This is a genomic window from Nonomuraea sp. NBC_00507, from assembly GCF_036013525.1.
Classification (GTDB): Bacteria; Actinomycetota; Actinomycetes; order Streptosporangiales; family Streptosporangiaceae; genus Nonomuraea.
Map to the genome: position 1 here is coordinate 2,971,815 of NZ_CP107853.1, position 26,243 is coordinate 2,998,057.

Consider the following 26,243-nt stretch of genomic DNA (forward strand, 5'->3'; position numbering starts at 1 on the left):
CCATAACCTTATAAGACAATCTTTTGGTGACTTGCCCAGGGCTTTGTTCGATTTCGTTCCTCCCCAGGAATGATTGGGGTTGTCGGCGAAGCAAACTGGACAACAGGCGCTGGCCAGGCCGTATCGGCGATCCAGCACCGCCCCCATGTTCGAGACCGGACCTCTCCTTGCGTTTGTGTACCGGGCCGCACGGTCACGGCTTTCCGCAAGAATGTGAATGTGTGGTTAAGCAGAGGGCCACATTATTGCCAGCACCGGTGAGTTGCGCAATCACGGGAAGAGATTCCTGTGCCGTACCCGAACGCCCTCACAAAATGACGAGGGGCAAGCACCGGAGAGTCGAATGCACGAGATCAAGCGGCACATGCGCCCTGTCGCCGAAGCTCCGCCGGCACCCAAGGCAACCAGGGCCGAGCAGTACGAGCGTTATGTCGGGGGTACTCCCGAAGCCGAGCGGGCGATCTTCGAGAGGCTGGCCCACGACCTCATGCGGGTCCAGTTGAAGCTCAAGAAGCGCAGCGGTGCCGCCGACATCGACCGAACCTTCCACGCAAAGGCGATCCTCGGCGTCGAGAACGCCCGGCTACGGTTCCACCCCGACCTCCCCGAGGACCTGCGTACCGGCTTCGTCCGCCCCGGTGCCGAATATCCGGTCATCGTCCGGCTGTCCAACGCGAGCGGCGTCCGTCAGGCGGATTTCGCACCGGATCTGCGCGGTGCCGCGCTGAGGATTCAGGTGGGGCCCGAGCGGGCTCACGACCTCCTCATGACGAATTTTCCGGTCTCCCATGCGCGGCACGCACGCGAGTTCGTCGCGTTCGCACAGGCCATGGCAGGGGCGAATTCGACGCTGCGCAAGGGGTTCGCGCTGTTCGTCAAGCTGCCGATCGCAGTGGGTTGGTCCGCTTCAGCGCGTATGCGGAGGAACGTGACCTCGGGAACCCGGCGCAAGGTACGCAGCCTCGCGCTGGAGACGTACTGGAGCAGAGGGGCGATCATGTGGGGGAACGCCGGCCCGGTGCGCTACCGGCTCCGTCCCGCCGCGGGCGCACCGATCGCCCCGTCCCCCTCAGAGACCGATCCCGATTACCTGAGGCACGAACTCACCGAACGGCTGGCTCGGTCGGATGCCGTCTTCGAGCTGTGCGTCCAGCGCTACGTGGACCCCAGGCACACCCCCGTCGAAAACGGTGCGGCCGACTGGAAGGACGAAGACGCGCCTGTCGTATCGGTGGCGACGCTGACGATCCCGCGGCAGGATCTCGACACCGCCGAAGCACGTGCCAGCGCGCTGCGCGTCGATCAGCTCGCCTTCGATCCATGGAACACCACGGAGGAGTTCCGGCCTCTCGGCAACCTCAACCGCGCCCGCAGAGCCGCCTATGAGGCCAGCAGCGCCCACCGCCGGGGGTACCGCTTCATCACGCCGCGGCCGAAGCGCAACGTCGTCATCGGTGGGCTGCTGGGCGCCGGCTTCCGAGCCCTGAACCGGTTCGTCCCTTGGCATCGGTTGCCAACCCTGCTCGGTCTCCTCAATCTCGAAACCTTCCGGCAGGTCCTGCGCCGGGACAACCTCATCGACACCGAGATCCGTGAGGCGTTGCCACAGCCGCATCCGGTGCCCCCGCCCGTCGACGAGCAGGTGCGGATCAGACGCAGCTACGACGGCACCTACAACGACCTGTCGGCGCCGAAAATGGGCGCTCTCGGCTCGGCCTTCGGCCGCAACCTCCCACCCGACTACCGTCCCGACCTCTTCGACACGCCCAATCCCGTGGTCGTCAGCAGGGAACTGCTGCACCGCGACACCTTCATTCCAGCGCGGTCGCTGAACGTCATCGCCGCCGCATGGATCCAGTTCCAGGTGCACGACTGGGTCAACCACAAGCGCTACCCGACCGGGACCAAGAGCGTCGAGGTGCCGCTGCCGGCCGATATGACCTGGATCAACAGGCCTGGGGGAGAACCCGAGCGGGTGATGCGGTTCGCCGAGAACGAGGGCGTGCCCACGGCCGGCGGCGCGGGACCGCCGATCCTGTTCGCCAACACCGCGTCCCACTGGTGGGACGGGTCTGAGGTCTACGGCGGGGACGAAACCGTTGCTAAGTTCCTGCGGGAGCCGGACGGCGGCGCGGCGTTGCGCTTGGAGGATGGCCACCTGCCGTCCAGCCCGAACGGCATCCCGCTCACCGGTTTCAACGAGAACTGGTGGCTTGGCCTCAGCATCATGCACACCCTCTTCGCCCGTGAGCACAACAGCGTGTGCGAGGCGCTACGCAGAGCGTACCCGCGGATGGACGAGGAGAGTGTGTATCACACGGCGAGACTCATCGTCTCAGCCCTCATCGCCAAGATCCACACAGTGGAGTGGACGCCCGCGATCCTCGCGACGGAGCTGATCGACGTCGCGTTGCACGCCAACTGGGAGGGGCCGCCGAAGAACTGGTTGACCCAGCTGGGGCTGTGGCTGGTCGACGAGCACGCGCTCAGAGGAATCCCCAAGACGCTGCCCGACCACCACGCCGCGCCCTACTCGCTCACAGAGGACTTCGTCACCGTCTACCGGATGCACCCGCTGATCCCGGACGACTTCGAGATCATCGACCACCGGTCCGGCCAGGCATTGGACACGCTGGGTTTCAACGAGGTACAGGGGGCCGCCACAGAGCCGCTCGTCCGCAAAGTCGGCCTCGCGAATGCGCTGTACTCGCTCGGCGTCGCCCATCCGGGTGCGATCACCCTGTACAACTACCCGCGCGCGCTCCAGGCGTTCGAGCGAGACGGGGAGCTGATCGACCTGTCCGTGGTCGACATCGTACGCACCCGCCGCCGTGGCGTCCCGCGCTACAACGATTTCCGCGCCGGTCTGCACCAGCCGCGCATCCGGCGGTTCGAAGACCTCAGCTCCGATCCGGAGACGGTGGCACGGCTCAAGGACGTCTACCGTACGGTCGACGACATCGACACGATGGTCGGGCTCTACGCGGAGAACCCGCCCGAGGGCTTCGGCTTCAGCGACACCGCCTTCCGCATCTTCATCCTCATGGCCAGCCGGCGGCTGCAGAGCGACAGATTCCTCACGGTCGACTACAGGCCCGAGATCTACACCCCTCTGGGGATCGACTGGATCGAGGGCAACGGCATGAAAAGCATCATCCTGCGGCACTGCCCGGAGCTGGCCGGCTTCCTGCCAAGAACCGCCAGCGCGTTCGCGCCGTGGCGCCTGACCATGCCCGACCAACAGGTTCCCGGCGCTGAGCGCGACTGAGAGCGAGGCTGACATGTCCGTGAAGCCTGAGGTCAGGCAGGAAGGCCTGGAAGATCTCCTGTCCCGGCCACTGCTGGAGACGATCTGGAGGCGGCGCACTCACCGGGTCAGCCGCGGGGCGTCCGTTTCGGCCGGTTCGATGAGCTACCGGTCCCCGCACCAGCCGATGCCGCTGGATGAACTCGAAGAGGCGGTGCTCATCGCTCTCACGGGCTGCTCCGGCCTGACCATGCCGGACCGGCCGTTCGAGGACCCACGCGACGGTAAGCCCATCATGGCCAAGCCGAACCTCAACACCGCCGGACGGACGGCGGGGAGCCCCGACAACGCACAGGGCACCCACTTCTTCATGATCGACGACACGGGGACCTATTACCTGAGAAAACTGCCGCCCGCCCCCGACCTGCCCTTCAGTGCCGACACGCTCATCGAACGGGCGCGCCGGTCCAAGGTGAAGGTGCTGGACCACCGTCTCGACGTCCCCGCGGGAATGCGGGATTTCCCGGCCTACCTGGACTCCAACCGCTTTCTGTCCAACCTCCCAGGCACGACGATCTTCCTGCCTGTGGTCGACCTGTCCCACCAGTACATCAACGCGCTGATGTACCTGCTCACCCAGCCGGAGGGGGCCAGGCCGACACTCGTCGACGACCGCGCCTTCTACCGCCCGGCAGGCGTGCGGAAATGGGTGAAGAGCGGGTTCCTGAACGCCGATATCAAGCTGCCGCTCGGGGCCCTCGGGCCGATGCGCACCCAGGTCGAGGCCGACCTGCTGCTGCAGAACATGATGCTGGTCGCGGACGCCATGGGGCTCGGCGCCTGGATCCACGCCACGATCCACCCGCAGATCATGCTGGGCGACCCGAAATTCTCCCGCGCGTACGGTCGGATGCTGGGCTTCGACTTCGTCACGCCGCGCTTCCGACTCGCCGACGTCCTGCGCTGGCACGTACCGTTGCCGAGGTACGCGGCTCTGCGTTCCCATCCGGTCGGGCTCCGGGTCGGCGGACAGCACCTCATCAAAGCCGCCTGCCCGCCCAACTACCCCTCGATGGAGAAGGCCGTGGACTCCGTCGTGCAGGCGAAGTTCGGGCCTGACGGCATCTACACCGACGTGGAGACCTTCGCCCGCATCTACAAGGGTGACTACGGTCGGCGCTATCTGGCCGAGGCGCACGAGTACGACCAGCGCGTGATCGACTGTGTGCGGGACGTGTGTGTGTACATTCACTCGACGCACGGACGGTTCCCGGCACATGCCGAGGCCATTCACGTACCCGGCATATGGCTGCAGACGCACCATGTCGAGTCGGAGTACTACGAGCGGTTCTTCGCGAAGGGAACGACCGACGCGCACGCGCGGCATGACGCGCAGTGGCACGCGTAGCCGTACCCGGCCTCCAAGGCCTCGGCGTCGGGTCCGCGGGTGCCGCGAGCGTCCGCGAGAAGGAGGCGTCCCACGGCATGACACGCAGGCACGTCCATCACCTCCGGCTCTGCCCGGATGATCGAGGAGAGGACCATGCAGGTCTACGAAGCTCTCGTCAAAGGGCTCGAAAGCGCAGGAGTCGACACCGCGTTCGGCGGTAACGGCGAGAACATCGCCAGTTTGGCGCTGGCGCTCAAGCACTCGCGGAAGATTCGGCCGATCATGACGCGGCACGAGCAGGCCGCGTCGTTCATGGCGTGCGGCTACGCGATGTACACGGACCGGCTGGGTGTCTGCTTCGCGACCGTAGGCCCCGGAGCGTTCAACCTCTTCTCCGGCCTTGCGGTCGCCCTGTCGGACTCCTATCCGGTGCTGGCCATCACCGGCTATGTCTCACTCGATTGGCGCGGACGCGGCGCGGTGAACGACACATCCGGGTTCAACCGCACACCCGACTCGCAGGCGATGTTCGCCGCCACGACCAAGAAGTCATACCTGCTCACCGATGTCGCCGACACGTGCGACGTGCTCGAGGAGGCCGTGAACCTCGCGTTCGAAGGGCGGCCCGGCCCGGTGCACATCCATGTGCCACAGAACCTCACCGACCGCGGGGTGAGCGTGGACAACTACCACGACGTCACCATCGACGTGGAGCCGGTGCGGCCCGACCCACGGGAAGTCGAGGTGATCGCGGACGTGCTGGCCGACGCACTGCGAAACGGGCGCCGGATCGTCGTCCTCGCCGGCTTCGGCGCGATCCGTAGTCACGCGGAAGCGGCCGTGCTGCGCTTCGTCGACCGATTCCAGGTCCCGCTGGTGACCACCCTGGACGGTAAAGGCGTCATAGCCGAAACTCACCCGCTGGCGCTTGGGGTGTCCTCGGAGAGCGGTCACGCGAGCGCCTGGAAGGCGTTCCGCGAGGCCGATGTGGTCGTGGCCGTCGGCAACTCCTTCAACCAGCATGCGACCTTCGGCCTGCGCAAGGACCTGTTCGACGGCAAGGTCCTCATCCAGGTCAACATCGCGGAGAGCGAGATCGGCAAGACCTATGTACCCGAGCACCGGCTCGTCTCCGACGCTCGCCTGGCGATCGAGGCGATAACCGACGCCTTGGAGAAGCGGGTCGGCCCGGTCGAGCCCGCGCACGTCGTCGGCAAGGACTACGAGACGCGACACATCCTGCCTCTTCCCGGCGAGATCCATCCGGGGCAGCTTGCACAGACGATCGGCCGGATGCTGCCGGAGCGCGGCGTCCTCCTCGCCGACGCCGGCGCGCATCTGGCGTGGCTGGGCTACTACGTGGATCTCGAACGCGGCCAGAACTTCCGCAAGACCGGCACCTTCGGGCCGATGGCCGGGCACGTCAACGGCGCGATCGGGGTGAAGCTTGCCCAGCCTGACCGGACGGTGGTCGTCGGCTGCGGCGACGGCTGCTACTCGATGGCCGGATTCGAGCTCATGACCGCCGTGGAGAACGACGTGCCGGTGATCTGGGTGATCTTCAACGACGACGAGTACAAGATCGTGAAGCTCTACCAGCTCGCGACCTACGGCGAAGCGGGCCTGGTCGACGTCAAGAACCCGGACTTCGCCGCCTACGCGCGTGCGTGCGGCGCGGACGGCTACCAGGTGCGGACGATCGAGGAATTCGAGGACGCGTTCCGCGCGGCATTGGGTTCAGGCCGGCCCACGGTGATCGACGCCAAGATAACCCGGTGGGCCCTTCCGCACTACAGCACTTCCCCCCAGGGCGTGATCCACGGCATCTGGGAGACGCTCGAGGAGCGGCTCCGTCACGAGTGACGAAGTCGGCGATTTCTTCACAGGGGGAGGAAACATGAAAGTATACGAGGCCATCGTCAAAGGGCTGGAAGACATCGGGGTGGAGGCGGCTTTCGGCGGTGCCGGGGAGAACGCCGCCAGCCTGATGCTGGCGCTGAAGCATTCGCGACAGATCCGGCCGATCATCACCCGGCACGAGCAGGCCGCGTCCTTCATGGCCTGCGGGTACGCGATGTACACGAACAAACTGGGCTTCTGCTTCGCCACCGCGGGTCCTGGGGCGTTCAACCTGTTCTCCGGGCTGGCCGTGGCGATGTCCGACTCCTACCCAGTCCTCGCCGTCTCGGGATACGCGTCCAGGAAATGGCAGGGGTGGGGTTCGCTCAACGAGACCTCAGGCCTGAACCGGACACCCGACTCGCAGGTCATGTTCGCGGCCACGACGAAGAAGTCCTTTCTGCTCACCGACGCGGCGGAGACGTGCGACGTGCTCGAGGAAGCGGTCAACCTCGCGTTCGAGGGGCGGCCGGGACCGGTCCACATCCACGTTCCCGAGGACCTGACCGAGCGCGGCGTCGAGGTCAGGAATGTCCGACCCATCCGACTTGACGTCTCGCCGGTCCTGCCCGATCCGACACGCGTGGTGGAGATCGCTTCGGTGCTGGCGAACGCCATCGCGAAGGGGAAGCGCATCGTGACACTCGTGGGCTTCGGCGCCATCCGGAGCGGAGCGGGACCGGAGATCAAACGGTTGATCGAGCGGTTCCAATTCCCGCTGCTGACCACACTCGACGGCAAAGGCATCGTGTCCGAGGGACATCCGCTCTCGGTGGGCGTCTTCGCCGACAGCGGCCACACGAGTGCCTGGAAGGCATTCCGCGAGGCCGACGTCGTGCTGTGTATCGGAAACTCCCTCAACCAACACGCCACGTTCAACTACCGCGAAGACCTGTTCAACGGCAAGCTGCTCATTCATGTCAACATCTCCGAGACCGAGTTCCGCAAGGCCTACAAGCCCGACTACGCGCTCCTGTCCGACGCACGCCCGGCGGTGACGGCCCTCATCGACGAGCTGGAGAAGAAGGTCGGCGAGGTCCCGGCCGTCGAGGTCGCCGGCCGGGACTACGAGGCCCGGCACATCGTCCAGCTGACCCGGGAGATCCACCCGGGAAAGCTCGCGCAGACGATCGGCCGGCTGCTGCCGGAGGGCGGCGTCGTCCTCGCCGATGCCGGCGCGCATCTGGCGTGGCTGGGGTACTACGTGGAGTTGGCGGAAGGCCAGAACTTCCGCAAGGCCGGTTCGTTCGGACCGATGGCTGGACACGTCAACGGCGCCATCGGGTTGAAGGTCGCACAACCGTGGCGGACGGTCGTCGTCGGCTGCGGCGACGGATGCTACTCGCTGTCCGGCTTTGAGCTGATGACCGCCGTCGAGCACGACATCCCCATCATCTGGGTCATCTTCGACGACCGGGAATTCAAATTGATCAAGCTCTACCAGTTGGCGACCTATGGGGAGACCGGGCTCGTCGAGTTCCAGAACCCGGACTTTGCCGCCTATGCGCGTGCGTGCGGCGCGGACGGCTATCGAGTGGAGACCCTCGAGGAGTTCGAAGACGCGTTCCGTAATGCTCTGGCCTCCGGTCGTCCCACGGTCATCGACGCCGTCATCACTCGGTGGGCCGTCCCTCACTACAGCCCCTCGCCCGACGGTGTGATCGCTGGTCTGGTCGAGACCATCGAGGCCCGCTTCCGCGGCCGATGACCGGTCTGCCGGTCCTCACTCCTGCCGGGCTTCGCGACGTCGTACTCGGCTGGCACTGGCAGATGCCGCGCGGCGAGCCGCAGAAGGGGCAGACGGCCGCCGAGAGGCTGCGCCTGCGACCTCATCCGCAGATACGGTTCGCCGCTGACCGCTTTCACGCCCGGACGGTGTGGGGACCGTTTCCTGCTGCTCCCGCTCAGCCATCCTGGTCACGGTCAGTTGCACGCTGCCCTGGTTGTTCGCATAGAAGCCCCAGGCGTCATTGGCGAAGGCGTAGAGGTATCCGCCCTGGGTCACCCAGCAGGACGTGCCGGTGCCGATGGCGATGCGCTCATGGTCCTTGTACTCGTTATCGAGCGATACCGCGTCGTTGGCCACGACGCCGACAAGAGACATCCAGGGCAGATCGGCTTCTCTGGGCGCACCGATGAGGTCCGCGACCTTGTTCCGCGTCACGAACCGGAACAGCTTCTCGCCCTGGCCCAGCAGCGTGCCCAGCAGGCGATATCCCTCGGTCAGGGGATTGAAGCGGCGCACACCGGTGGTGCCGTCGGGACCCGATACGATCGTGAGGTCCCGCCACGTACCCTCTGCGGTGAAGCTGTAGTAGCCGGGCTCGAGGTAGAGCCCCGTCTCGTTCCACGGGTTGTGGGCGTACACCTCGATCCCCGTCTTCGTCTGCCCCGGTGCGAGCACCTCGGTGGGCCGGTACAGCCCGCTGGTGACGAGTGGGCTCTCGTATCGGTCATATACCGACTGGTGGAGGCGGCGGGGGTCTCGTGCGTCCGGGGCGATCCGGGGCACGGCGCGCGGCCGCGGCTGCTGGAATATCTCGAGCCAGGGCTTGAGCATTGGGTCGATCAAGGGTTCGAGCACGCCGACCACGCCCCGGTCGTCGTCGTGGATGACGTCGAGCGGATTGGGCGTGATCTGGTCCTCCACGGTCTTGTGGAAGCCGAGACCGATTGTCGTGCCCGCTTCGTCGATCATCCACTGCAACGCGCAGTCGCTCAGGCCTCGCTGAAGATGGCCGCCGCCAACGTCCTTGTGGCTGCCGGGGAACCACACCTGCTTGACCTGATCCTCCGCGTAGGTCCCGGACCACAGTGTGGGCGTGTACGGCCTGCGGCGTTCGTCCATGGCTATGGCGTGGCGACCGTACTTGATGTACGGGTTGAGCCGCAGATCGTGGAAGTCGTGGAGGCGGGCCGGATCTAGGAGATTCAGCCAGCCCATGTAGTTCGGGACGCCGAGCGCACCGACGGTGTCCCATACGCCGATGAAGTCGACCGGGATCCGCTCACAATCATCCGAATCCCATAGGAAACCCAGACCGTCCCGCCATCCTCGGCACTCGGCACGTTCACGTGATCCATGAGGCTCGCGACAGACGGGATTTTGCCGTGTTCGTCGGTAGCCCTGGTTGTACAGGTCTTTGATGTGGGACCAGACCGTTGCCTTGTCCATCTTGCTAGTGTCGATCAGCCCGCACGCCGAGATCATCCCAGCGAGGCTGCGCGCGGTGTAGGCGCCGCGGCTGAAGCCAAACAGGGCGATCCGGTCCCCCGGCTCATATCGCGTGGTGAGCCAGAGGTAGGCGTCCATCACGTTACGAGACAGGCCCAGCCCGAAAGCGCCACCCAGGAGCCTGGTCCGCACGGCGCCCACGCCAGGCTGGTAGTAACGCCATTGGCAGTTGCCGAAGTTGTCCTTCGACGCGAGCGCGTTGTACAGCCGGCACACGTTGGTGACCGACTCGTTCTCCGGAGTGTTCCAGGTTCCGTCGCAGCACACGATGAGACGATTCATGATCCCCCCTACGATCCCGCCCACCCCCTCCTGGAGGGCGCGGCCTGGTGGTGCCCGAGCCCTCCCCAGGGCAAAACTCCGAAACGGTCAATATTGGCGTTTTTTCCGATCGCGAAGGACGCGCCTCCCTGTCAAACACTTTAATATGCAAAATATATGCTCAAATAGTAGCCGGCCCGCTTTATATAAGTTTGCCGTGATGGCGCTATGATGGGGATGAGAATGACGGGGAGATTTGTCATGGGCAATATCGTGGATTACATTACGCCGCCGCCCGAGTTGCTGGAAAGGAGAGCTCAGCACCTGACGCCAGCCGAGCTGGACCGGCTGCACGAATTGCTCTCTGCGCTGATCGAGGATGGCGAGCGGTAAGCCGCATAGGGATCCGGGAATGCTCCCACGGCAGGAGCGCCCGCGTTCTCACCCTCGCCTGGAAGCGCCACACGACGCGGAAGACGCCGACCGCGTGTTCTGTGGAGTGGAGCGGGCGGTTCCGTTGGGTGAGGCCAGGAGACGGGCGGCAGTGGCTCTGGCTGCCCTAGGCGTGCGGGGAGAGTTCGTGGACGCGGGCAAAGGCCGGGATCCGACCGCTTGGTGGTGTGAGCTGCTCGGCGAGGGGAGCGTTTCGCCGCTCGCGTGCGGTATGGGAAAGGGGCGCCCGGAGGAGGCCCGTGTGGGCGCGCTGTTCGAGGCGCTCGAACACTACCTCACCGGTCCGGCCGGGTTCGACCCCGCCACTGTGGAGCCGGCCGCGCCCGCCGGTGTCGCGGCAGGAGTCCTGCGTGAGGACGCCTGCGCGCCGTTGCTGGGCTCGATGCCCGGACGGCGGATGGCGTGCCTGCGCTACCGTGCTCTTGGCGAGGGCCAGGAGACACTGGTGCCGCTGTTCCTGTCCGCCCCCTGGTACGTCGAGACCGGCGCCGCACGCCTGCGCGAACTGGCCAGGGATGACTGCGACTACGTCCACCTGATGCGCTACAGCTGTAACAGCGGCTCGGCCGTCGGCGTCACCGCTGCCGAAGCACTGCTGCACGCGCTTAATGAGGTGATCGAGCGTGACGCCCTGTCCCTGCTCCTCGTACGGGCCTTTCTTGGGCGGGGCAGCTTCCAGCCGAGGCAGATTGACCCGGACACGCTGCTGCCTGGCCTCGCGCGGGCGTACGCGACTGCAGGAGAGCTGACCGGATCATCGGTGTACCTGCTCGATATCACGAGTGACGTCGGGGTGCCGACCATGCTGGCGTACACGGCCCCTACCTCCCGCCATCCGCACCGGCGCGGCGCCGGAACCTCGCTGAGCCCCGCCTACGCCGCCTGGCGCGCCCTCACCGAGCTCATCCAAACCACCCTGGGCGAGAACCTGTCGCGCTCTGGAGCGCTGGCGCGCGATGATCTGTCCGGGCTGGCGGCGCACCCAGCGCTGTACGCATGCGGGCGGTTCGACCTCACCGGCCCGCTGCGCAAGGCGCGTGTGGTTCCCTTCCCTCAGGCCACCGAGGTGGCCGGGGCTCCGGGCGGTCAACTGCGGACAGTGGTCACAAAGCTGGCCGCGCAGGGCCACCAGCCCTTCTGCCGCACGGTACGCGCCCTCCCCGGTGGGGTCATCGCCGTGCACGTGATGGTGCCGGCCTTCGAGCGGTTCATGCTCGTCACGGATGGCAACCTGGTCATCCCCGGTCGCAGGGGGCAGGCCGTAGCGACCGGTCGAGCGGACGCATTCTTCCCGCCGGGAAGAGTTTCCGAGCCGATGCCAGCTGATTGGCGGGCGCATCAATGAGGTGGTGGATTTTTCCGGTTTACCGACCTTGCGATGAAGTTGTCATACTTATTCTCATATGCAATATGAGGATAATAGGTATATGCGCGGACGATATTGGGAGAATCGCAAGGCCAGAGCCTCGGCAGTGCTCGGAGTTTTGCTCCTGACTCTGGCCATCGTGCTCCTGAGCGTTTCGACAAAATTGCAGGGGACCTCGGGGATAGCGGCTGGAGTGGCCCAGATCGTGGCAGCGACGTCGAGCGTCATAGCGGTGGGCAACGGCCTGCTGCAGTTCTTTTCCTGGTGGCACAGGCGTGCCGCGCCCGCAGCCGCACCGACGTCCAACGACATCAACACCGCCAAGGACATCCTCGCCGGCCTGGTGGCCCAGCAGTGGCGTAACGAGACGGTCCTGCGCTCGCTATGCGATCCTCAGCCCATGCCGCTGCCCTGGCGCTCGACGGAGCGTCGCGAGCTCGCCGACCATCCAGAGATCATCGCCAAGGGCACGGTGGCCTTCCCCGGCTTGGCCGTGCACATCGCAGACATGGCGCGCAACTTCCGCGCCCTGCGGTGCCGCCGGCTGGTCATCCTGGGCGGTCCAGGCACCGGGAAGACGACCCTGGCCGTGCAGTTGGCGCTCGAGCTCCTGCGTACGCGGCAGCCGGAGGAGCCCGTACCAGTGCTGCTATCGGCTGCGCGCTGGAATGACCGCGTACACCCGCGACTGCAGGACTGGCTGGCCGCGAGTCTGGCGATGGACTACCCGGCGTTGCGCGCGGAAGGACTCGGCCCTGACATCCCAGAAACGCTGGTGGCCCGCGGACAGGTGCTGCCGGTCATCGACGGGCTGGACGAACTCTCCGGCAGCGCCCGCGCGGACATGCTGACCGCGTTGAACCGTTCGATGTGCGAGACTGACGAGCTCATCCTCACCTGCCGCACGGAGCAGTTCGCCGAGTCCGTCGAGAACATGGGGGACGTCCTCACAGCGACGGCGGTCATCGAGCCGCAACCCATGAGCCCGGCCGCGGCGGCCGACTACCTGCAAGCTTGCCTTCCTCCCGTGCATCACCCCGCCTGGCCCCAGATCCTGCAGGCGCTGCGCGCAGGCGCCGCCCCCGCGCTGTCCGAGGTGACCTCGACGTCTCTGGGGCTCTGGCTGGTCCGCGCCACCTACATCGCGCCCCGGGTGGATCCGACACCGCTGCTGGAGCTCGGGCGCGGCAGCGCGGCGCAGTTGCAGGACCATCTATGCGACCAGCTCATTCCCGCTCTGGTGGGCACGCGCCAACCCACCGACGGCCCGGTCCAGCCGTTCCGGCCGCAGCACACGTGGACCCCGGAACAGGTCGACCGGTGGCTCAGCTATCTGTCCCGCCAGCTGGCGCGTAGCGCGGAGGACCCGCGCGACATGGCGTGGTGGCACCTGGCCCGCTACACGCCCAGTCATCCGGTCCGGGTGTGGGCGGCCCTCGCAATCGGGGTCGTCGTCGGGCTGGCCTTTATCCTGCTGACAGGGATGCCTCTCGTCAGCGCGTTGATCGGCCTGCTGTGCGCGCTCGCGGTCGCAATCATGACTGGATCGTGGTTCACCGAGCCGCCGGGCCACGCCGACTTCCGGTTGCGTGGCAGGCTCTCCGAGCTCCTTCCCGTCCTCAGAGACGGACTGATCATAGGACTCCTAGGGGCTCTTGTTGGCTGGCTCATGGGCAATTCGGTAGGCGGCCCGAAGGCCGGCCTGGAAGGTGCGCGGATCATCGGCCTCCTGTCGGGCATCGGGTTCGTCGTCGTGCTCGGCCTGATCCGCTGGGTCGAACATCCCACCACCGCCGCGACCGCGAGATCCCCGCGGTCGACCTGGCAGGCCGACAGGAACCTGACCGTCATCCGGGTCATCAGCGGGCTCGTGGTCGGACTCATGGCCGGCACCATCGCGTGGCAAGCAAGGCTCAACCCGGACGTGGCGATCGTAGGTGGATTGTTGCTGGGTCTGCTGTTCGGGACCATGCTAGGTCGGCACCATGCCTGGCTCGCCTACAAGCTGACGGTCCCCCGCCTGGCCAGCCAAGGGAGACTGCCCCTGCGAGCCATGGCCTTCCTCGATGACGCGCACCGCCTGGGCCTGCTCCGCACAGAGGGGCCGTACTACCAGTTCCGGCATATCGAACTGCAGCAGCATCTGGCGCGCGAACGATAGATGATGCCCGAGGAGGAAGAACAGCGAAGGATGCGGAGCCCACCAATCATCGGACGAATCGCTTGCGGAGTGCTCCATGGATGTGGGCCCGGCTCACGAAACGGGAACGCGGACCTTAACGCCTGTCCTCATCGGGGCCGATCGTGACCACTGTGTCGGCGTACTTCTCGATGAGGGGAAGGTCGTGGGAGGCGAACACCACGGCTACGCCTCGGTCGCGGCATAGCCGGGCCAGTAGCTCCATCACCGCCACCGCCGTGTCGCCGTCCAGGGCGGAGGTTATCTCGTCGCAGATCAGCACGTCGGGCTCGGCAGCCAAGGCGCGGGCAATCGAGACCCGCTGCCGCTGGCCGCCCGACAGCTCGCGTGGGTACCGGCTCGCGTGCGCCGACAGCCGGATGTCGTTGACCCCAGGCCCCATGGCGCCGTACACCTTCGTGGCCAGCACGATCTCGTCCCGGCGGGAGGGCGTCGCGGCCAGCCACCTGCCGATGATCTCCTCGGTCCGGCCCTTGTCCGGTTCGAGGCCGTAGACCTGCTTGTTGGCGTCGGCTCCGTACACGTCGGCGGTGTCGACGAGGTTGACGCCGCCGTCCACCGCGAGATCCAGGATCCGGCGCGCGCCCTCCTCATCCGTGATCGGGCCGAAGTTCATCGTGCCGAGCGCCAGCCGGCTGACCCGCAGCCCCGACCTGCCCAGCTGTGCGTACTTCGTCGCGCGTCCTCGAAACGGTTGGGAGCGAATTTTCCGATGGCGAATTCGGTACGGCCGTCGAGCGCGAGCTGCGCGCAGATGAGGCCGACCGCCGGCGAGTGCTTGAACCCGTGGCCGGAGAAGCCCCCGGCGAACACCACGCGGCCGCTGCCGCCCACGTGGCCGATGATGAAATCGCCGTCGGGCGTCTTGGAGTTCATGCAGGCCGTGGCATGGGCGACGCGGGGGTCGAGCCCGGGGAAGGCGATGCGGCAGAAGTCCTCCGTGGGCTTCCGGTCCTGCGCCGACGGTGGCTCCCAGTTGTCCTCGGGTCGGTCCAGCCACCTCTTCTGTACGGTGCCGCCGACCCCGACCTTCACCCCTTGACCGTCGACGTCCGGGATCCCCCAACCGTCGAGGTCTCTGCTCTCCCTGACGAACACGGGGAAGCTCTCCGGCCGGTAGTCGCCCTGGTCCTGCCGGGCCTTGAACCAGGCCAGGCACGACCGTTGCGTCCGCAGCGGCAGCTCCACTCCGGGCAGCAGGTCCAGTCCCCACGCTCCGGAGGCGAGCACCACCGTCTTCGCTCTGAGCGTCTCGTCGCCGGTGGCCACCTCGACGTACGCGTCACCGGGGCGCAGGGCCAGGACGGGAGTCTCGACGCGGATCTGCGCGCCTGCTCGGGCCGCCGCTTCGGCCGCCGCCGTGATGCATGCCTCGGGACGCAGAGCCCCGGCGCCCGGCTCGTACACCGCCACGTCGTCGTCGAAGGCCGCGTGCTGCGGGAAGCGGGCCCGTAGCTCGTCCGGTTCGAGCTGCTCGAACTCCACCCCGCCCGCGACCGCGCTGGCGAGCGCGTCCTCGATCAGCGGCCCGCCATGCGTGCCGATCACCAGCCCGCCGGAGCGGGCGAACAACGACGCGCCGCTCTCCCGCTCGAGCTCCCTGACCAGGTCGAGGGAGCGGCGGGCCAGCGGCACGTACTCCTTGCCTTCGAACAGGATCTGCCGGTAGATGCGCGACCCCCCGTGCGAGGACCCGCGCGCGTGGGCCAGCGGGAACCGCTCAATCCCTACGACCGAGGCCCCCCGCGAGGCCGCCTGACACGCCGTCATCGAACCCATGGCGCCGAGCCCGATCACGATCACATCAAGCAACTCGTTGCTCCATCTCTTGAGGTCACAACACCTTAGACAGGAACGCCTGGGTTCTCTGGTGCTGAGGGTTGGCCAGAACATCACGCGGGTGCCCAGACTCGACTATCACGCCGTCGTCCATGAACACGAGCGAGTCCCCGACCTCCCGCGCGAAACCCATCTCGTGCGTGACGACGATCATGGTCATCCCGTCGCCGGCAAGCCGCCGCATCACGTCGAGCACCTCGCCGACCAGCTCGGGGTCCAGCGCCGACGTCGGCTCGTCGAACAACATCAGCTTCGGCCGCATGGCCAGTGGCGCCCGGCCGGTACCGCCGCCAGGTCGCGGTGGGCTAGGACTCGTAGGGCTTGTGGGCCAGGAAGAAGGCTTGCCGGCCCGACCGGGGCTTCTCGCTCTCGTCAGGCTCGCGGATCAGCTGAGCATCCAGGACAAGGCCGGCATTGCTCAGGAGTTCGGCGATGTGCTCAGGGGGCATCCAGTAGATATCGAGCGACAGCTTGTGGCCATAGCCTTGGCTCGCGTGGCGACGCTCATCACCGACCTTGAACGCAATCAGCAGATGACCGCCCGGGGCCAGCACCCGATGAATCTCGGTGAATACCGTTGGCAATACCTCTGGCGGGGTGTGGACGGTCGAGTACCAGGCGACGGCACCACCAACAGCCTCGTCCGCCAGGTTCAAGGCGGTCATCGATCCCTCTTCGAACCGCAGATCCGGATGGTCTCGGCGGGCGACTGCGACCATCTCCGGCGACAGGTCGATGCCGAAAGCGTTCACCCCGAGAGACTGCAGATGGGCAGTGATGCGGCCGGGGCCGCAGCCGAGGTCCGCGACTTCCTTGGCACCGGATGCCTGCACGACTTCGGCGAACGCGGCCAGCATGGCGCGATCGAGCGGCTTGCTCACCAGCTCGTCGCGGAGGAGCTCGGCATAGTCGGCAGCGACGGTGTCGTAGGCCACTTGGGTGGCATGCAGGTAGGTCGACTCAGTCATGGCCAAGGACGATGGGTGTAGCTCTTCCGCAGGGGCCTGCTGAGCTGGGGTTTTGCGGGCTGGTTGTTTGATCGTGAAACCGGCTTCTACCGTGGGTGCAGGCGTGTGAGGCGGTGGTGGCGATGGCTTCGTTGCTGGAGGAGCTGGCGCGGCGGCAGGCGGAGTCCCGGCAGCGGATCGAGGAGCTTGGTGAGCAACTCGCCGAGGTGCGGGCACGGCTGGAGGCCGAGGAGGACCGGCTGTCGCGGTTGAGGATCGCGCAGGAGGTGGTGGAGGAGATCCTGGGCGAGGCGGGCCGACTGGTCGCGGACTCGGTCCTGGAGGGTGAGGATGCCGATGTCGCCGATACGCCACAGGAGGTCGAGGTGGTGCGGCGGGGCGTGGTGACGGTGCCGCCCTGGAGTCAGGACCTGGGGCCTTCTGTGTTGCCCCGGGCGTATCGGGATGTGCTGGAGGTGCTGGCCGATGCCGGGCGGGCGATGCGGGCGGGGAAGATCTCATCAGCGTTGGGGCGGAGTGAGTCGGCCGCGGCGGTGGAGAGCCTGCGGGGCAAGCTGAAGCGGCTGGTGGAGCGGGGTTGGCTGACCCAGGACGAGCCCGGGATGTTCGCCCTGACCGAGCAGGTCCACCAGCAGATCGCCCGATAGCACACCGGCTGGTAGTGCAAGGGGGCAACGGGCAGCGGCTCGTCACCGTGGTGGTGGTTGGCGGTGGCTCTTGCTTGCCGGAGGTTCGAAGGTGCGACCCAATCGAATCGACCGGCAAGGAAGAGCCGATGACACCGTACGACACCACGGTCGGAGCTGACTGCTTTGCAAGCTCGAGAACGTTGTTCGAGCTGTTCGTCGCCGAGCTGGCCGATCCGGTCACGGGCGAGCTGTCCCATGCCGAGTTGGAAGCGCTGTGCGAGGGGCGGGGACGCCAGGTGGTCCGCCAGCTGCTGCAGGATCATCTGGATCTGCGCGCGGCCCGGGAGGAGGCCCACCTGGCGGCCGAGCATCCGCCGGGGCGGCTGGAGAAGGGGCACCACCGGCTGCTGGCCACGGTGGTGGGCACGGTGACGGTGCGCCGCTGCGCGTTGCGTGCCCCGGGCCGGCGCAACCGGTATCCGGCCGATGACCTGCTGGCGTTACCCGCGGGCCGGCACAGCCACGGGCTGGCGCGGCTGGCGGTCATCGAGGCGGTGCGCGGCTCCTTCGACGCCGCCCGCGCCGCGATCATCGACCGGTGCGGGAACGTGATCGGCAAACGGCAGATCGAGGAGGCGGTGGTCGCCGCCGCGGCCGATGTCGACGCCTTCTACGGCGCCCGCGTCCCGCTGCCACGCACCGCCGGGGAGTTGCTGGTGCTCAGCACCGACGGCAAGGGCGTGGTGATGCGGCCCCAAGCGCTGCGCCCGGCCACCCGCAAGGCCGCCGCCCGCCACCGCGGACGGTTCCACACCCGCCTGGCTTCCGGAGAGAAGCCCTACCGAAAACGCATGGCCACCCTGGTGGTGGTCTACGACGCGGTGCCCGCGCCCCGCCGCCCCCACGACGTGGTCAGCCTCGGCGAACGCAGCGGCGACCGGCCGGTGCGCAACGGGCCGGCCGCCACCGGCAAGTGGATCTACGGATCGGTCATCGACTCGGCCGAGCAGGTGATCGCGGTGATGTTCGACCAGGCCGAGGCCCGCGACAGCATCCACGCGCGCACCTGGGTAGTGCTGGCCGACGGCGACCACCACCAGATCCAGCTGCTGCAATCCGAGGCCGAGCGCCGCCGCGTGCCGATCCATATCGTCTGCGATCTGATCCACGTGCTGGAATACCTCTGGCGTGGGGCCCGCTGCCTGCACGCCGCCGATGATCCGGCCGCCGAGCAACGCGTCGCCGGCTGGGCGCTCGGGCTGCTGGCCGGCCGCATCAACGACGTGATCGCCGATCTGAAGGCTCAGGCCGCCTGCCTGCCCGCCGACCGGGCGCGACGGCCTCAAGGCCGCTGTTCGCTACCTGACCAGCCACCGCGACTTCCTCCGCTATGACCAGGCGTTGGAGCAGGGCTGGCCGATCGCCACCGGTGTCGTGGAGGGGACCGCCCGCTATCTGGTCGGCGACCGCCTGGAGATCACCGGAGCCAGGTGGGGACTGGCCGGAGCCGAGGCCATCTTGAAGCTTCGCGCCGTGATCGCCAACAGCGATCTCGATCAGTACTGGGCTTTCCACGTCGGCCGCGAGAACCAGCGCGTTCGCCGCAGCCGTCACCAGGACGGATACACCCTCACAGCCTGATTTGACCAGTCACTGCGGAAGGGCTGCACCCATGGCGGATCGTTGACCCGTCAGCTGGCCCTTGGGGTCTGCCTCTCCACTGCAGCGCGGAGCGCCGCACCGAACTGGTCTGGTGCTTCCAGCCATGGATGGTGTCCCGCGTTCGGGACGATGATGACCTCGCAGTTGAGGCGTGTTCCGAGACGTCGCAGGGCATCAGCGGGGCGGCTATCGCCGGCTCCGCCGATGATCATTGCGCCGGGCGGCAGGTGCTCGCGAAGTTCGTCCACGTGTGATTCGAGCGGGTCGGCCTTCTTCGCTGCGTTGAGCTGGGTGTTCATCGCGTAGTTGATGGGCCGCAGCGTGCGGGCTGATGCCAGCGCCCAATCCCATGCCCGAGCTCGGTCGGCGTGGTCGGTAAGCCACGACAGCGTGAGGTACTCGATCTCCTCGGCGTCTGTGCGCGATTCGATCGCATCGAGTTCATCGAGCCTGGCCTGCTGCTCGTCAGTGCGTCGTGCTCGCTGTGCTGCTCGGTCGGCTTCCCGCCATGGATCCACGAAGGGCCCGGCGATCTGAATCAGTCCGGCCACGCGCTCGGGATGGGCCAGCAAGAAGTAGCTGGCCATATTGGTTCCGAACGAATGCCCCACCAGAACAACCCGGTCGTGTCCCCACGCATCGAGCAACAACGCCAAGTCGTGAACGTGGCGGACGATCGTGTGCTCTCCCTCCCAGGACGACCCGCCGGTGCCGCGCTGGTCGTAGCGGTGGACCAGGCACAGGTCGTCGATGATGCCGGCAACCGGGGCAAGATAGTCGGGGACTCCTGGACCGCCGTGCACCATAACCACGGGAAATCTCTGCGGAGTCACCGAGCCCGCGGTCCAAGTACGTAGCTGTGCACCGTCATCCAACTCGATCATGGCCGCAGTCATGGACGTGAGCGTAATGCGGTCGGGCCCGATAGACGCATCCCTCAACGGACACTCGCCGGGCTGAGTTGCGGCCGTGGACCAGCACGCAAGCCGTCTCAATTAGCCCGGATGGTGATCGTCTCTTGGACGCGGCGAGAGAACGCTTTTAGGACGGGCCCAGCTCAGCAGGTCCCTGCGGAAGAGCTACACCCAAGGACGATAGCCCCGTCGGCAGCAGTCAGTCAGCTGGCGTGGGCTGGTCCACCTGGGCGCGGCCTTGGGCTCACCGAACCCTGAACCTGATACCGGGACTGCAGGCTTTTCGGCATGCGATCGCCATGGCGACCAGGGGCTTGAGCAAGCCCGTGTCGCGATAAATCGGACTATAAGCTTGCGCTGTGGGACTCTCCGATCTTCGTCGTGAAATGATCCTCGCCGCCATGGCGGAGTACGACCGGATGGGCCGGGATGCGTTCCTGGAGACGTACGGGTACGGTCCGGCACGCGGATACTTCCTCGTTCATGAGGGTCGTCGCTACGACTCGAAGGCCATCGCGGGAGTCGCCCACCGCGGAGTCACCGGGCGACCGCTCCTGCCTGAGGAATTCTCCGGCGGTAGGGAGACCGTGGCACGCCAGCTCATCCGCCTGGGATTCGACGTCTCCGCCCCCGGCCTGGCACTCGGCGAGCACACGATCGAGACCTTGCTCCTGAAGATCGATTCGCTTCGCACCGACAGGTCCAAGCTGACCGACCAACCCCGCCGGCATCAACCGCTGACGCTGTTATGGGCGTTAGGCCGAGCCGCACAGACCGAGCCGCCCCTGGAGACCTGGGCGCGGACCAGTGCTGAGATCTCCTCGCTCATCGAAAAGTTCGGCCATGCCGACGACCGGCCGAACCCCGAATTCCCTGTGCTCAGGCTGTTCCACGACGGTCTTTGGGAACTGGACGAGTCCGACGTCCCACCGGCCAGCACGAGCTCTGGCCAGCGATGGATGCGCGACCACGCACCGATGGGCGGCTTGCGACCATGGATCCACACTATCGTGACCAAGCAGCCGGACGTACGCGCCCAGATCGTGCTCCTCCTCCTGACGAAGTACTTCCAGGGCGTCAACCACGACGCGCTGCTCACCACAGTGGGGCTGTCGACCGTTCCGGACGCTGAGGTGCCCTTGAACGAGAGCACCCCGATCCCGCAGCGCCGACCGTCCACCACAATGCGAGTGATCCGCGATTCCGCCCTTGCGCAGCAGATCAAGGACTTACACGGACACCACTGCCAAATCTGCGGTCTACAGCTTCGGCTCCCGAACGGGTCGTACGCCGAGGGCGCCCACATCCGCCCTGTCGGCAAGCCGCACAACGGCCCCGACGAGCCCGGCAACATCCTGTGTCTTTGCCCGAACGATCACGTCCTCTTCGACCGGGGTGGCCTCACCCTCACGGACGATCTGCTTGTTTACGACGAAGTCGCCGACCAGAGGCAGTCTCCGCCTCGCTCCGCAGCACACGATCAAAATCGTGCACGTCGCCTACCACCGCCAGGTAGCCCGCCAGTCCACGGGGCGAACTTCGACTGTGCCGCGCAATGACCGTCCCTGATCACTGGCCAGCAGCTCCAAGCTGTTCTGGCCAGGGCGGCGCTCTGGCACCTCCTTAGGACCTGACTTGGCTCACGATCATGGGCTTCGGCGGCACTCAGGCCGGTGACCAGCGGGTTCTGCTGCTTGTGGTGAGATTGTTGCGCACTAATCCGGGGCCATAGGGTAGCCCGGTGTGGCCTGAGTCATCCCTGGAGGAACGGTGTCGTGATGAAAGGATCGAGATGCAAGTGCTTACGCTGGGTCCCACGAGCCATGAGCGAGTTGTGCTCTTCGCCGCCGGAGCAGGCGGCGATCCGGAGCGTTATCGGCCCTTCCTGGATCATCTAGCAGCCCATGATTGCCAGGTTATCGCGCCCTACTTCGAGCGCCTTGTCGCGCGGGAGGCGACCACGGCTGAGCTGCTCACGCGTCCGGTCGGGCTGGTCGAGGCGCTCCACCGATGGGCTTCTCCGGACGCAGCGGTTGTGGTGGTCGGCCACTCGATCGGCGGTTGGGCTGCCCTCTGCCTCGCCGGTGCGACACCCTGGGGGAGGGACGGCAAGCCGCTGGATGTGCCACGAGAGCCACGCGTCAGCCGTCTCGTCCTGTACGCGCCCGCTGCCGGCTGGTTCGCCGCCCCGGACGCCTTGGATGCGGTCACGGTGCCGATGCTCGTCTATGCGGGTGAACTGGACACCGTCACGCCCGTCGAGCAGGCCATCCACTTGAAGAGCGCACCAGCCAAAGTCGACCTCCGCATCGTGCCGAAAGCCGGTCACTTCAGCTTCATGAATACGCCTCCGCCAGGCACGGCCGACGACGACGCCTTCGACCGTGACCGGTTCCTCACCGACCTCGCACAGACGACCATGGAGTTCACCATCGCGCTCTGATGCGACCGGCGAGGCAGTCGTTCGCACCCGTCACAGCCAGACACCCCTCCTCCCGGGATCCCCCAAACCCCAGCGTCAAGCTGTCAGGGCGACGAGCAGACCAGCGGCCAACTGCGCACTAACTTGAGCCAAGTCGGGAGGTAGCCCGCCAGTCCACGGGGCGAACTTCGACTGTGCCGCGCAATGACTGTCAATCCCCTCAAACCGTGGAGACGGTTCTATGCCACAGCGGCCCTCAGCAGGCCCGTTGACGCTTGCCGCTTCTCGATCATCTGATGCTCGAATGTGACAGGCGGCAGCCCGTCGTTGGCACTGTGCCTGCGCTTGACGTTGTAGAAGTCTGCGATCCAGGTCGCAATCTTCAGCCGGGCCTCCGCCCGGGTGCGGAAGCGGTGCCGGTATACGAACTCGACCTTCAGCGTGCTGTTGAGCGACTCGGCGGCTCCGTTGTCGAGCGCGCACCCGACCCGGCCCATGGACTGCACCACTCTGTGCTTCCGGCATTCGGCCTGGTAGCGGGCAGCGGTGTACTCCGATCCACGATCCGAGTGGAAGATCACCCCGTCCACGTCACCACCGCGCGTGACCACGGCCATCTGCAGTGAGGCGACCGTCAGCGCCGCGTCATGGTGCTCGGACATGGCGTAGCCGAGCAGCCGGCGGGAGAACAGGTCCTCAACCGAGGCCAAGTACAGCGGCCCCTCATCGGTGCGGATCATCGTGACGTCGCCGACCCACAGCACGTCCGCAGCGACCGCGGTGAACTTCCGCCGCACCAGATCCGGCGCGGCCGGCCGCTTGCCCTGACGGGTCAGCGAGCGCGGCTTCTTCGGCCTCCGCCCGGCCAAGCCGAGTTCGGCCATCCGCTTGGCCACGGTGTTCTCCGACAGCTTCCAGCCCTCGGACCTCAGGTCCTGGGTGATGCGCGGCGACCCGTAGGTGCCACCGGAGGCGGCGAAGTGCCGGTTGATCTCCTCGTCCAGATGGACGCGCCGCTCTTCCCGAGCTGTTGGCCTCCGGTTCTTCCATTTGTAGAACCACGAGGGCGATACTCCCAGCGCACGGAAACAGATCGTGTGGGGGACACCAAACTCGGCCCTTTGGGACTCGATGAACTCCACCACAGTTATCGGTTCAGCGAGTCCTTGACCCATAGGACCACGGATCGTTTGAGGACATCACGCTCGTCCTCCAACTCGGCGCGCTCCCTCTCCCAGGCGGCCTTGTCCTTGGCGTGCTGCTTGACCAGCTCGGCTTTCTCCCGCCGCAGTCGCGCCAGTTCCTCCTGCTCGGACTCCTTCAGCTTGCCGCCTCCATTGCCGTCGCGCCCGACCTGCCCTGTTGAGTGCCGGTCCATCTGCACCCAGTTGTACAGCGTGTACTCGTTGATACCCAGATCCCGCGCTATGTGCGCGACGGGTTTGCCGGTCTCCTTGACGATCCTCACCGCCCCAGCCCGGAACTCCGGATCAAAGCGACGCCTCGTGGTTCCTGCCACGACCAAACCTCTCTTGGTTCGGTCTCCACGCTACGAGGGGAAGCCCAGACCGTCCCTGATCACTGGCCAGCAGCTTCAAGCTGTTCTGGCCAGGGCGGCGCTCTGGCACCTCCTTAGGAGAGTGGGGGCTATGCGGCTTGTTCATGCGCCGTGAGCTGCAGGAATGCATCGCGCAGCCCCATAGCTATCAAGATCATCCCGTGTATGCCCCGTACTGCCGAGTTTGATCATCACGTCACTCGATGGCAGCCAGGCCCGAACCGCAGGCCGACCCCAAAGGCCGAGTGCAGGAAGCGGCTTTACAAATTGCGGAGGCTTAATTCGTAATGTGGGCTGCTCCTGCGGACGGGGGCGGCTTGCGTACAAAGATCGTCGGTCAGCTGTCCCGACTCGATCGCCGCCCGAGAGCTCCGCGCGCACGTCTGCGGACCGTGCCTGTCCGGATTTAAACGAACCACAGGCTTGCCGCCGGTACGACGCTGGATAGGTCCATGACGTCGAGGCCAGGCGGCTGGCGGTCGACCGTGAGCGAGAAGGTGCACAAATGGCTGGCGCCGTGCGAGCTCAGGAACGAGTCCCAGCGCAATCGGGTCTCCTCACGCGGCGTTCCGGAGTCGATTGCCCCGTTAACCGACTAATTCGCGATTCCTCCCGAAATGCCTGACCCGAATAGCGGGTCTCGTGCGTACATGTATGACGAGCCATGTACCCGTACTTCTGGTAGTAGTCGCCGGATGGGTGCCGTCGGCACGCGTGGAGCAGAAGCGGAGGGAGGGGGCGGCGCTTTGTTTAGTCAGCAGCCGCGTGTTCCTCGACGTGAACGCGCTGCTGGTGTGGTGCTGGGACAACTTGCGTGTGGCCCCTGGCTGGCCAGCTCGCCGAGTACGCCGCCTGGCTGCGCATCGTCCAGTTACCCACCTACGCGCTCGAGTTGAGTCCCCGTCGAGTGGTGTCTGCCCCTGCCCCGGCGCGACCTACGACTTCAACCTGTGTGTATCTGCCACTTTCAGGTGGAGCTTTGGGGCGAATGTCTGCATGTGCCTGGTGTGCCATACTTTCTGCGGAGTTCAGGGAACTTGTTGGGGAACTGTTCGACATACAGCTCCGTTCACATTTCGTTCCTTCTTGTAAACCATGCGACTCTCCGGAGGACGTGCGTGCCCGACATCGGCTCGATCTTGGATGGCTCGCTGGCCATACCGTTCGGTCTGGGCCATATCCCCACATGGTTGCTTGCGGTGTTGGATCTTCTTGGCCTGGCTGTGATCATCAAGATCGTTTCAGCTTTGGTGCGAGGGTCAAGGGGACGTCACGGCAAGCCGGACCACAACGAACGGGCCGCTCTCGGCAGCATACTCGGTGGCGTCGGTCAAGTTGTGGGCACTGTGGTCGCCATATGTACGCTCATCACGACCGTATGGATCTGGCGAGACCAGGTCGAGCGAGAGGAAAGGAAGCGTCTTGAAGAGATCCAGAGGCAGGCGGAGCAAAGTCAGGAGAGTGCAAGGCTGCGTCTTGAAGAGATCCAGAGGCAGGCCCAGCAAAGTCACGAGAGTGAAAGGCGGGAGCATGCGGCCTTCGCTGCTCGTGTCTCGGTGCTTTCATACGGTGATCCTGCTGGCATGAAGATCGTCATACGCAACGCCAACTCGGCCGGTGTCAGTGTCCTGGTGTTGTCCCTAGTCGGCAAACGAAAGGACCGGCAGAACGTTGAGATCTTCGTGCCTCCATGCAATCAGGCAAGCTTCCTAATTGTGACGCCGACCTCGTGGACGGCTACAGTCCGCAAGGGCGGACAGGATTGGCTTCCCGGTGCCGATCCAGTCCTTATCGCGCGAGAGTGGCTCTTTAACACGTACGGCGCTACAGACGGGAAGATCTATACGGGGCGTGTTCCGGCTACTTTCGAACCTATCGGTATGTGTTGAGCCACCCACGGCATCTGGGCGGCGGACCCACCGCCCGAGCGTCGAGCTGCCGGACGCCGGTTGGACGATGCTGGTCTCGAAGCCTTGGCGATCATGGCGTGTGCTGAAAACCCGGTGACCCCGAATTAGTGCCTGGCTTGGGGAAGCGCCTCTAAGATCATCCCCTATATGTCCCCTGATTATGGTCTTCTGGCTGCATATGAGGGCCCTCAGCGGCCTACCAAGGTCCACCAAGCAAAAGACCTACGGCCAAGAAACCACAGGTCAGAGGCCGAAATGCCGGTGGAGAAGAGTGCCCCCGGCAGGGTTTG

General features: G+C 66.0%; 18 protein-coding genes and 2 pseudogenes. 12 read left to right on the forward strand and 8 right to left on the reverse strand.

Annotated features, from left to right (window positions below):
• Positions 1–343 precede the first annotated feature (343 nt).
• From OHA25_RS15100 to OHA25_RS15115, 4 genes are all read left to right on the forward strand, one after another.
• Positions 344–3,268: a peroxidase family protein gene (locus OHA25_RS15100; protein ID WP_327588194.1), complete on the forward strand. Its 2,925-nt coding sequence runs from the start codon at positions 344–346 to the stop codon at positions 3,266–3,268.
• Between the two features lie 13 nt (positions 3,269–3,281).
• Positions 3,282–4,655 carry a hypothetical protein gene (locus OHA25_RS15105; RefSeq protein ID WP_327588195.1) on the forward strand — a complete coding sequence of 458 codons (1,374 nt, stop codon included), beginning with the start codon at positions 3,282–3,284 and terminating at the stop codon, positions 4,653–4,655.
• Between the two features lie 135 nt (positions 4,656–4,790).
• A complete protein-coding gene (locus OHA25_RS15110) occupies positions 4,791–6,500 on the forward strand; it encodes a thiamine pyrophosphate-binding protein (protein ID WP_327588196.1) in 1,710 nt (569 codons plus the stop codon).
• A 34-nt stretch (positions 6,501–6,534) separates the two neighbouring features.
• On the forward strand, positions 6,535–8,244 hold the full coding sequence (locus OHA25_RS15115; protein WP_327588197.1) for a thiamine pyrophosphate-binding protein: 1,710 nt from the start codon (positions 6,535–6,537) through the stop codon (positions 8,242–8,244).
• Positions 8,245–8,259: 15 nt separating this feature from the next.
• On the opposite strand, the gene OHA25_RS15120 is transcribed toward OHA25_RS15115, so the two are convergent.
• Positions 8,260–10,053 (reverse strand): DUF2235 domain-containing protein, encoded by a 1,794-nt coding sequence (locus OHA25_RS15120; RefSeq protein WP_327588198.1) that lies wholly within the window; start codon positions 10,051–10,053, stop codon positions 8,260–8,262.
• Positions 10,054–10,293: 240 nt separating this feature from the next.
• On the opposite strand from OHA25_RS15120, the gene OHA25_RS15125 reads away from it, so the two are divergent.
• From OHA25_RS15125 to OHA25_RS15135, 3 genes are all read left to right on the forward strand, one after another.
• Entirely contained in the window at positions 10,294–10,425 is a 132-nt protein-coding gene (locus tag OHA25_RS15125) for a hypothetical protein (protein ID WP_327588199.1), read from the forward strand.
• A 271-nt stretch (positions 10,426–10,696) separates the two neighbouring features.
• Positions 10,697–11,830 (forward strand): YcaO-like family protein, encoded by a 1,134-nt coding sequence (locus tag OHA25_RS15130; protein WP_327590981.1) that lies wholly within the window; start codon positions 10,697–10,699, stop codon positions 11,828–11,830.
• Between the two features lie 226 nt (positions 11,831–12,056).
• Entirely contained in the window at positions 12,057–14,012 is a 1,956-nt protein-coding gene (locus tag OHA25_RS15135) for an NACHT domain-containing protein (RefSeq protein WP_327588200.1), read from the forward strand.
• Positions 14,013–14,127: 115 nt separating this feature from the next.
• Here OHA25_RS15135 and OHA25_RS15140 read toward each other — a convergent pair whose 3' ends face one another.
• The 4 genes and pseudogenes from OHA25_RS15140 to OHA25_RS15155 form a co-directional block, all read right to left on the reverse strand.
• Positions 14,128–14,667 (reverse strand): aldo/keto reductase, encoded by a 540-nt coding sequence (locus OHA25_RS15140; RefSeq protein WP_327588201.1) that lies wholly within the window; start codon positions 14,665–14,667, stop codon positions 14,128–14,130.
• Entirely contained in the window at positions 14,664–15,854 is a 1,191-nt protein-coding gene (gene solA, locus OHA25_RS15145) for an N-methyl-L-tryptophan oxidase (RefSeq protein ID WP_327590982.1), read from the reverse strand. Before solA ends, OHA25_RS15140 begins: the two co-directional genes overlap by 4 nt.
• A 31-nt stretch (positions 15,855–15,885) precedes the next feature.
• Positions 15,886–16,158, reverse strand: a pseudogene (locus tag OHA25_RS15150) (ectoine/hydroxyectoine ABC transporter ATP-binding protein EhuA); the annotation flags it as partial.
• 37 nt (positions 16,159–16,195) lie between these two features.
• Positions 16,196–16,858 carry a class I SAM-dependent methyltransferase gene (locus tag OHA25_RS15155; protein ID WP_327588202.1) on the reverse strand — a complete coding sequence of 221 codons (663 nt, stop codon included), beginning with the start codon at positions 16,856–16,858 and terminating at the stop codon, positions 16,196–16,198.
• A gap of 122 nt (positions 16,859–16,980) precedes the next feature.
• Between OHA25_RS15155 and OHA25_RS15160 the strand changes: the two genes are divergently transcribed.
• The gene (locus OHA25_RS15160; protein ID WP_327588203.1) at positions 16,981–17,505 is read left to right on the forward strand and encodes a hypothetical protein; all 525 of its coding nucleotides are present in this window, start codon (positions 16,981–16,983) and stop codon (positions 17,503–17,505) included.
• A 128-nt stretch (positions 17,506–17,633) separates the two neighbouring features.
• Positions 17,634–19,128 (forward strand): annotated as a pseudogene (locus OHA25_RS15165) (ISKra4 family transposase).
• A 50-nt stretch (positions 19,129–19,178) separates the two neighbouring features.
• On the opposite strand, the gene OHA25_RS15170 reads toward OHA25_RS15165, so the two are convergent.
• Positions 19,179–20,045 carry an alpha/beta fold hydrolase gene (locus OHA25_RS15170; protein WP_327588204.1) on the reverse strand — a complete coding sequence of 289 codons (867 nt, stop codon included), beginning with the start codon at positions 20,043–20,045 and terminating at the stop codon, positions 19,179–19,181.
• 605 nt (positions 20,046–20,650) lie between these two features.
• Between OHA25_RS15170 and OHA25_RS15175 the strand changes: the two genes are divergently transcribed.
• Together OHA25_RS15175 and OHA25_RS15180 are read left to right on the forward strand one after the other, a co-directional pair.
• Positions 20,651–21,622: an HNH endonuclease gene (locus OHA25_RS15175; protein ID WP_327588205.1), complete on the forward strand. Its 972-nt coding sequence runs from the start codon at positions 20,651–20,653 to the stop codon at positions 21,620–21,622.
• 275 nt (positions 21,623–21,897) lie between these two features.
• Positions 21,898–22,506, forward strand: coding sequence for an alpha/beta hydrolase family protein (locus OHA25_RS15180; RefSeq protein WP_327588206.1), 609 nt, complete (start codon positions 21,898–21,900; stop codon positions 22,504–22,506).
• A gap of 218 nt (positions 22,507–22,724) precedes the next feature.
• Here OHA25_RS15180 and OHA25_RS15185 read toward each other — a convergent pair whose 3' ends face one another.
• Together OHA25_RS15185 and OHA25_RS15190 are read right to left on the reverse strand one after the other, a co-directional pair.
• Positions 22,725–23,627, reverse strand: a complete 903-nt coding sequence (locus OHA25_RS15185) for an IS3 family transposase (RefSeq protein ID WP_327581748.1) — start codon at positions 23,625–23,627, stop codon at positions 22,725–22,727.
• Positions 23,628–23,632: 5 nt separating this feature from the next.
• Positions 23,633–24,004 carry a transposase gene (locus OHA25_RS15190; RefSeq protein ID WP_327586164.1) on the reverse strand — a complete coding sequence of 124 codons (372 nt, stop codon included), beginning with the start codon at positions 24,002–24,004 and terminating at the stop codon, positions 23,633–23,635.
• Between the two features lie 1,157 nt (positions 24,005–25,161).
• Here OHA25_RS15190 and OHA25_RS15195 point away from each other — a divergent pair.
• Positions 25,162–25,932, forward strand: coding sequence for a hypothetical protein (locus tag OHA25_RS15195; protein ID WP_327588207.1), 771 nt, complete (start codon positions 25,162–25,164; stop codon positions 25,930–25,932).
• Positions 25,933–26,243 lie beyond the last annotated feature (311 nt).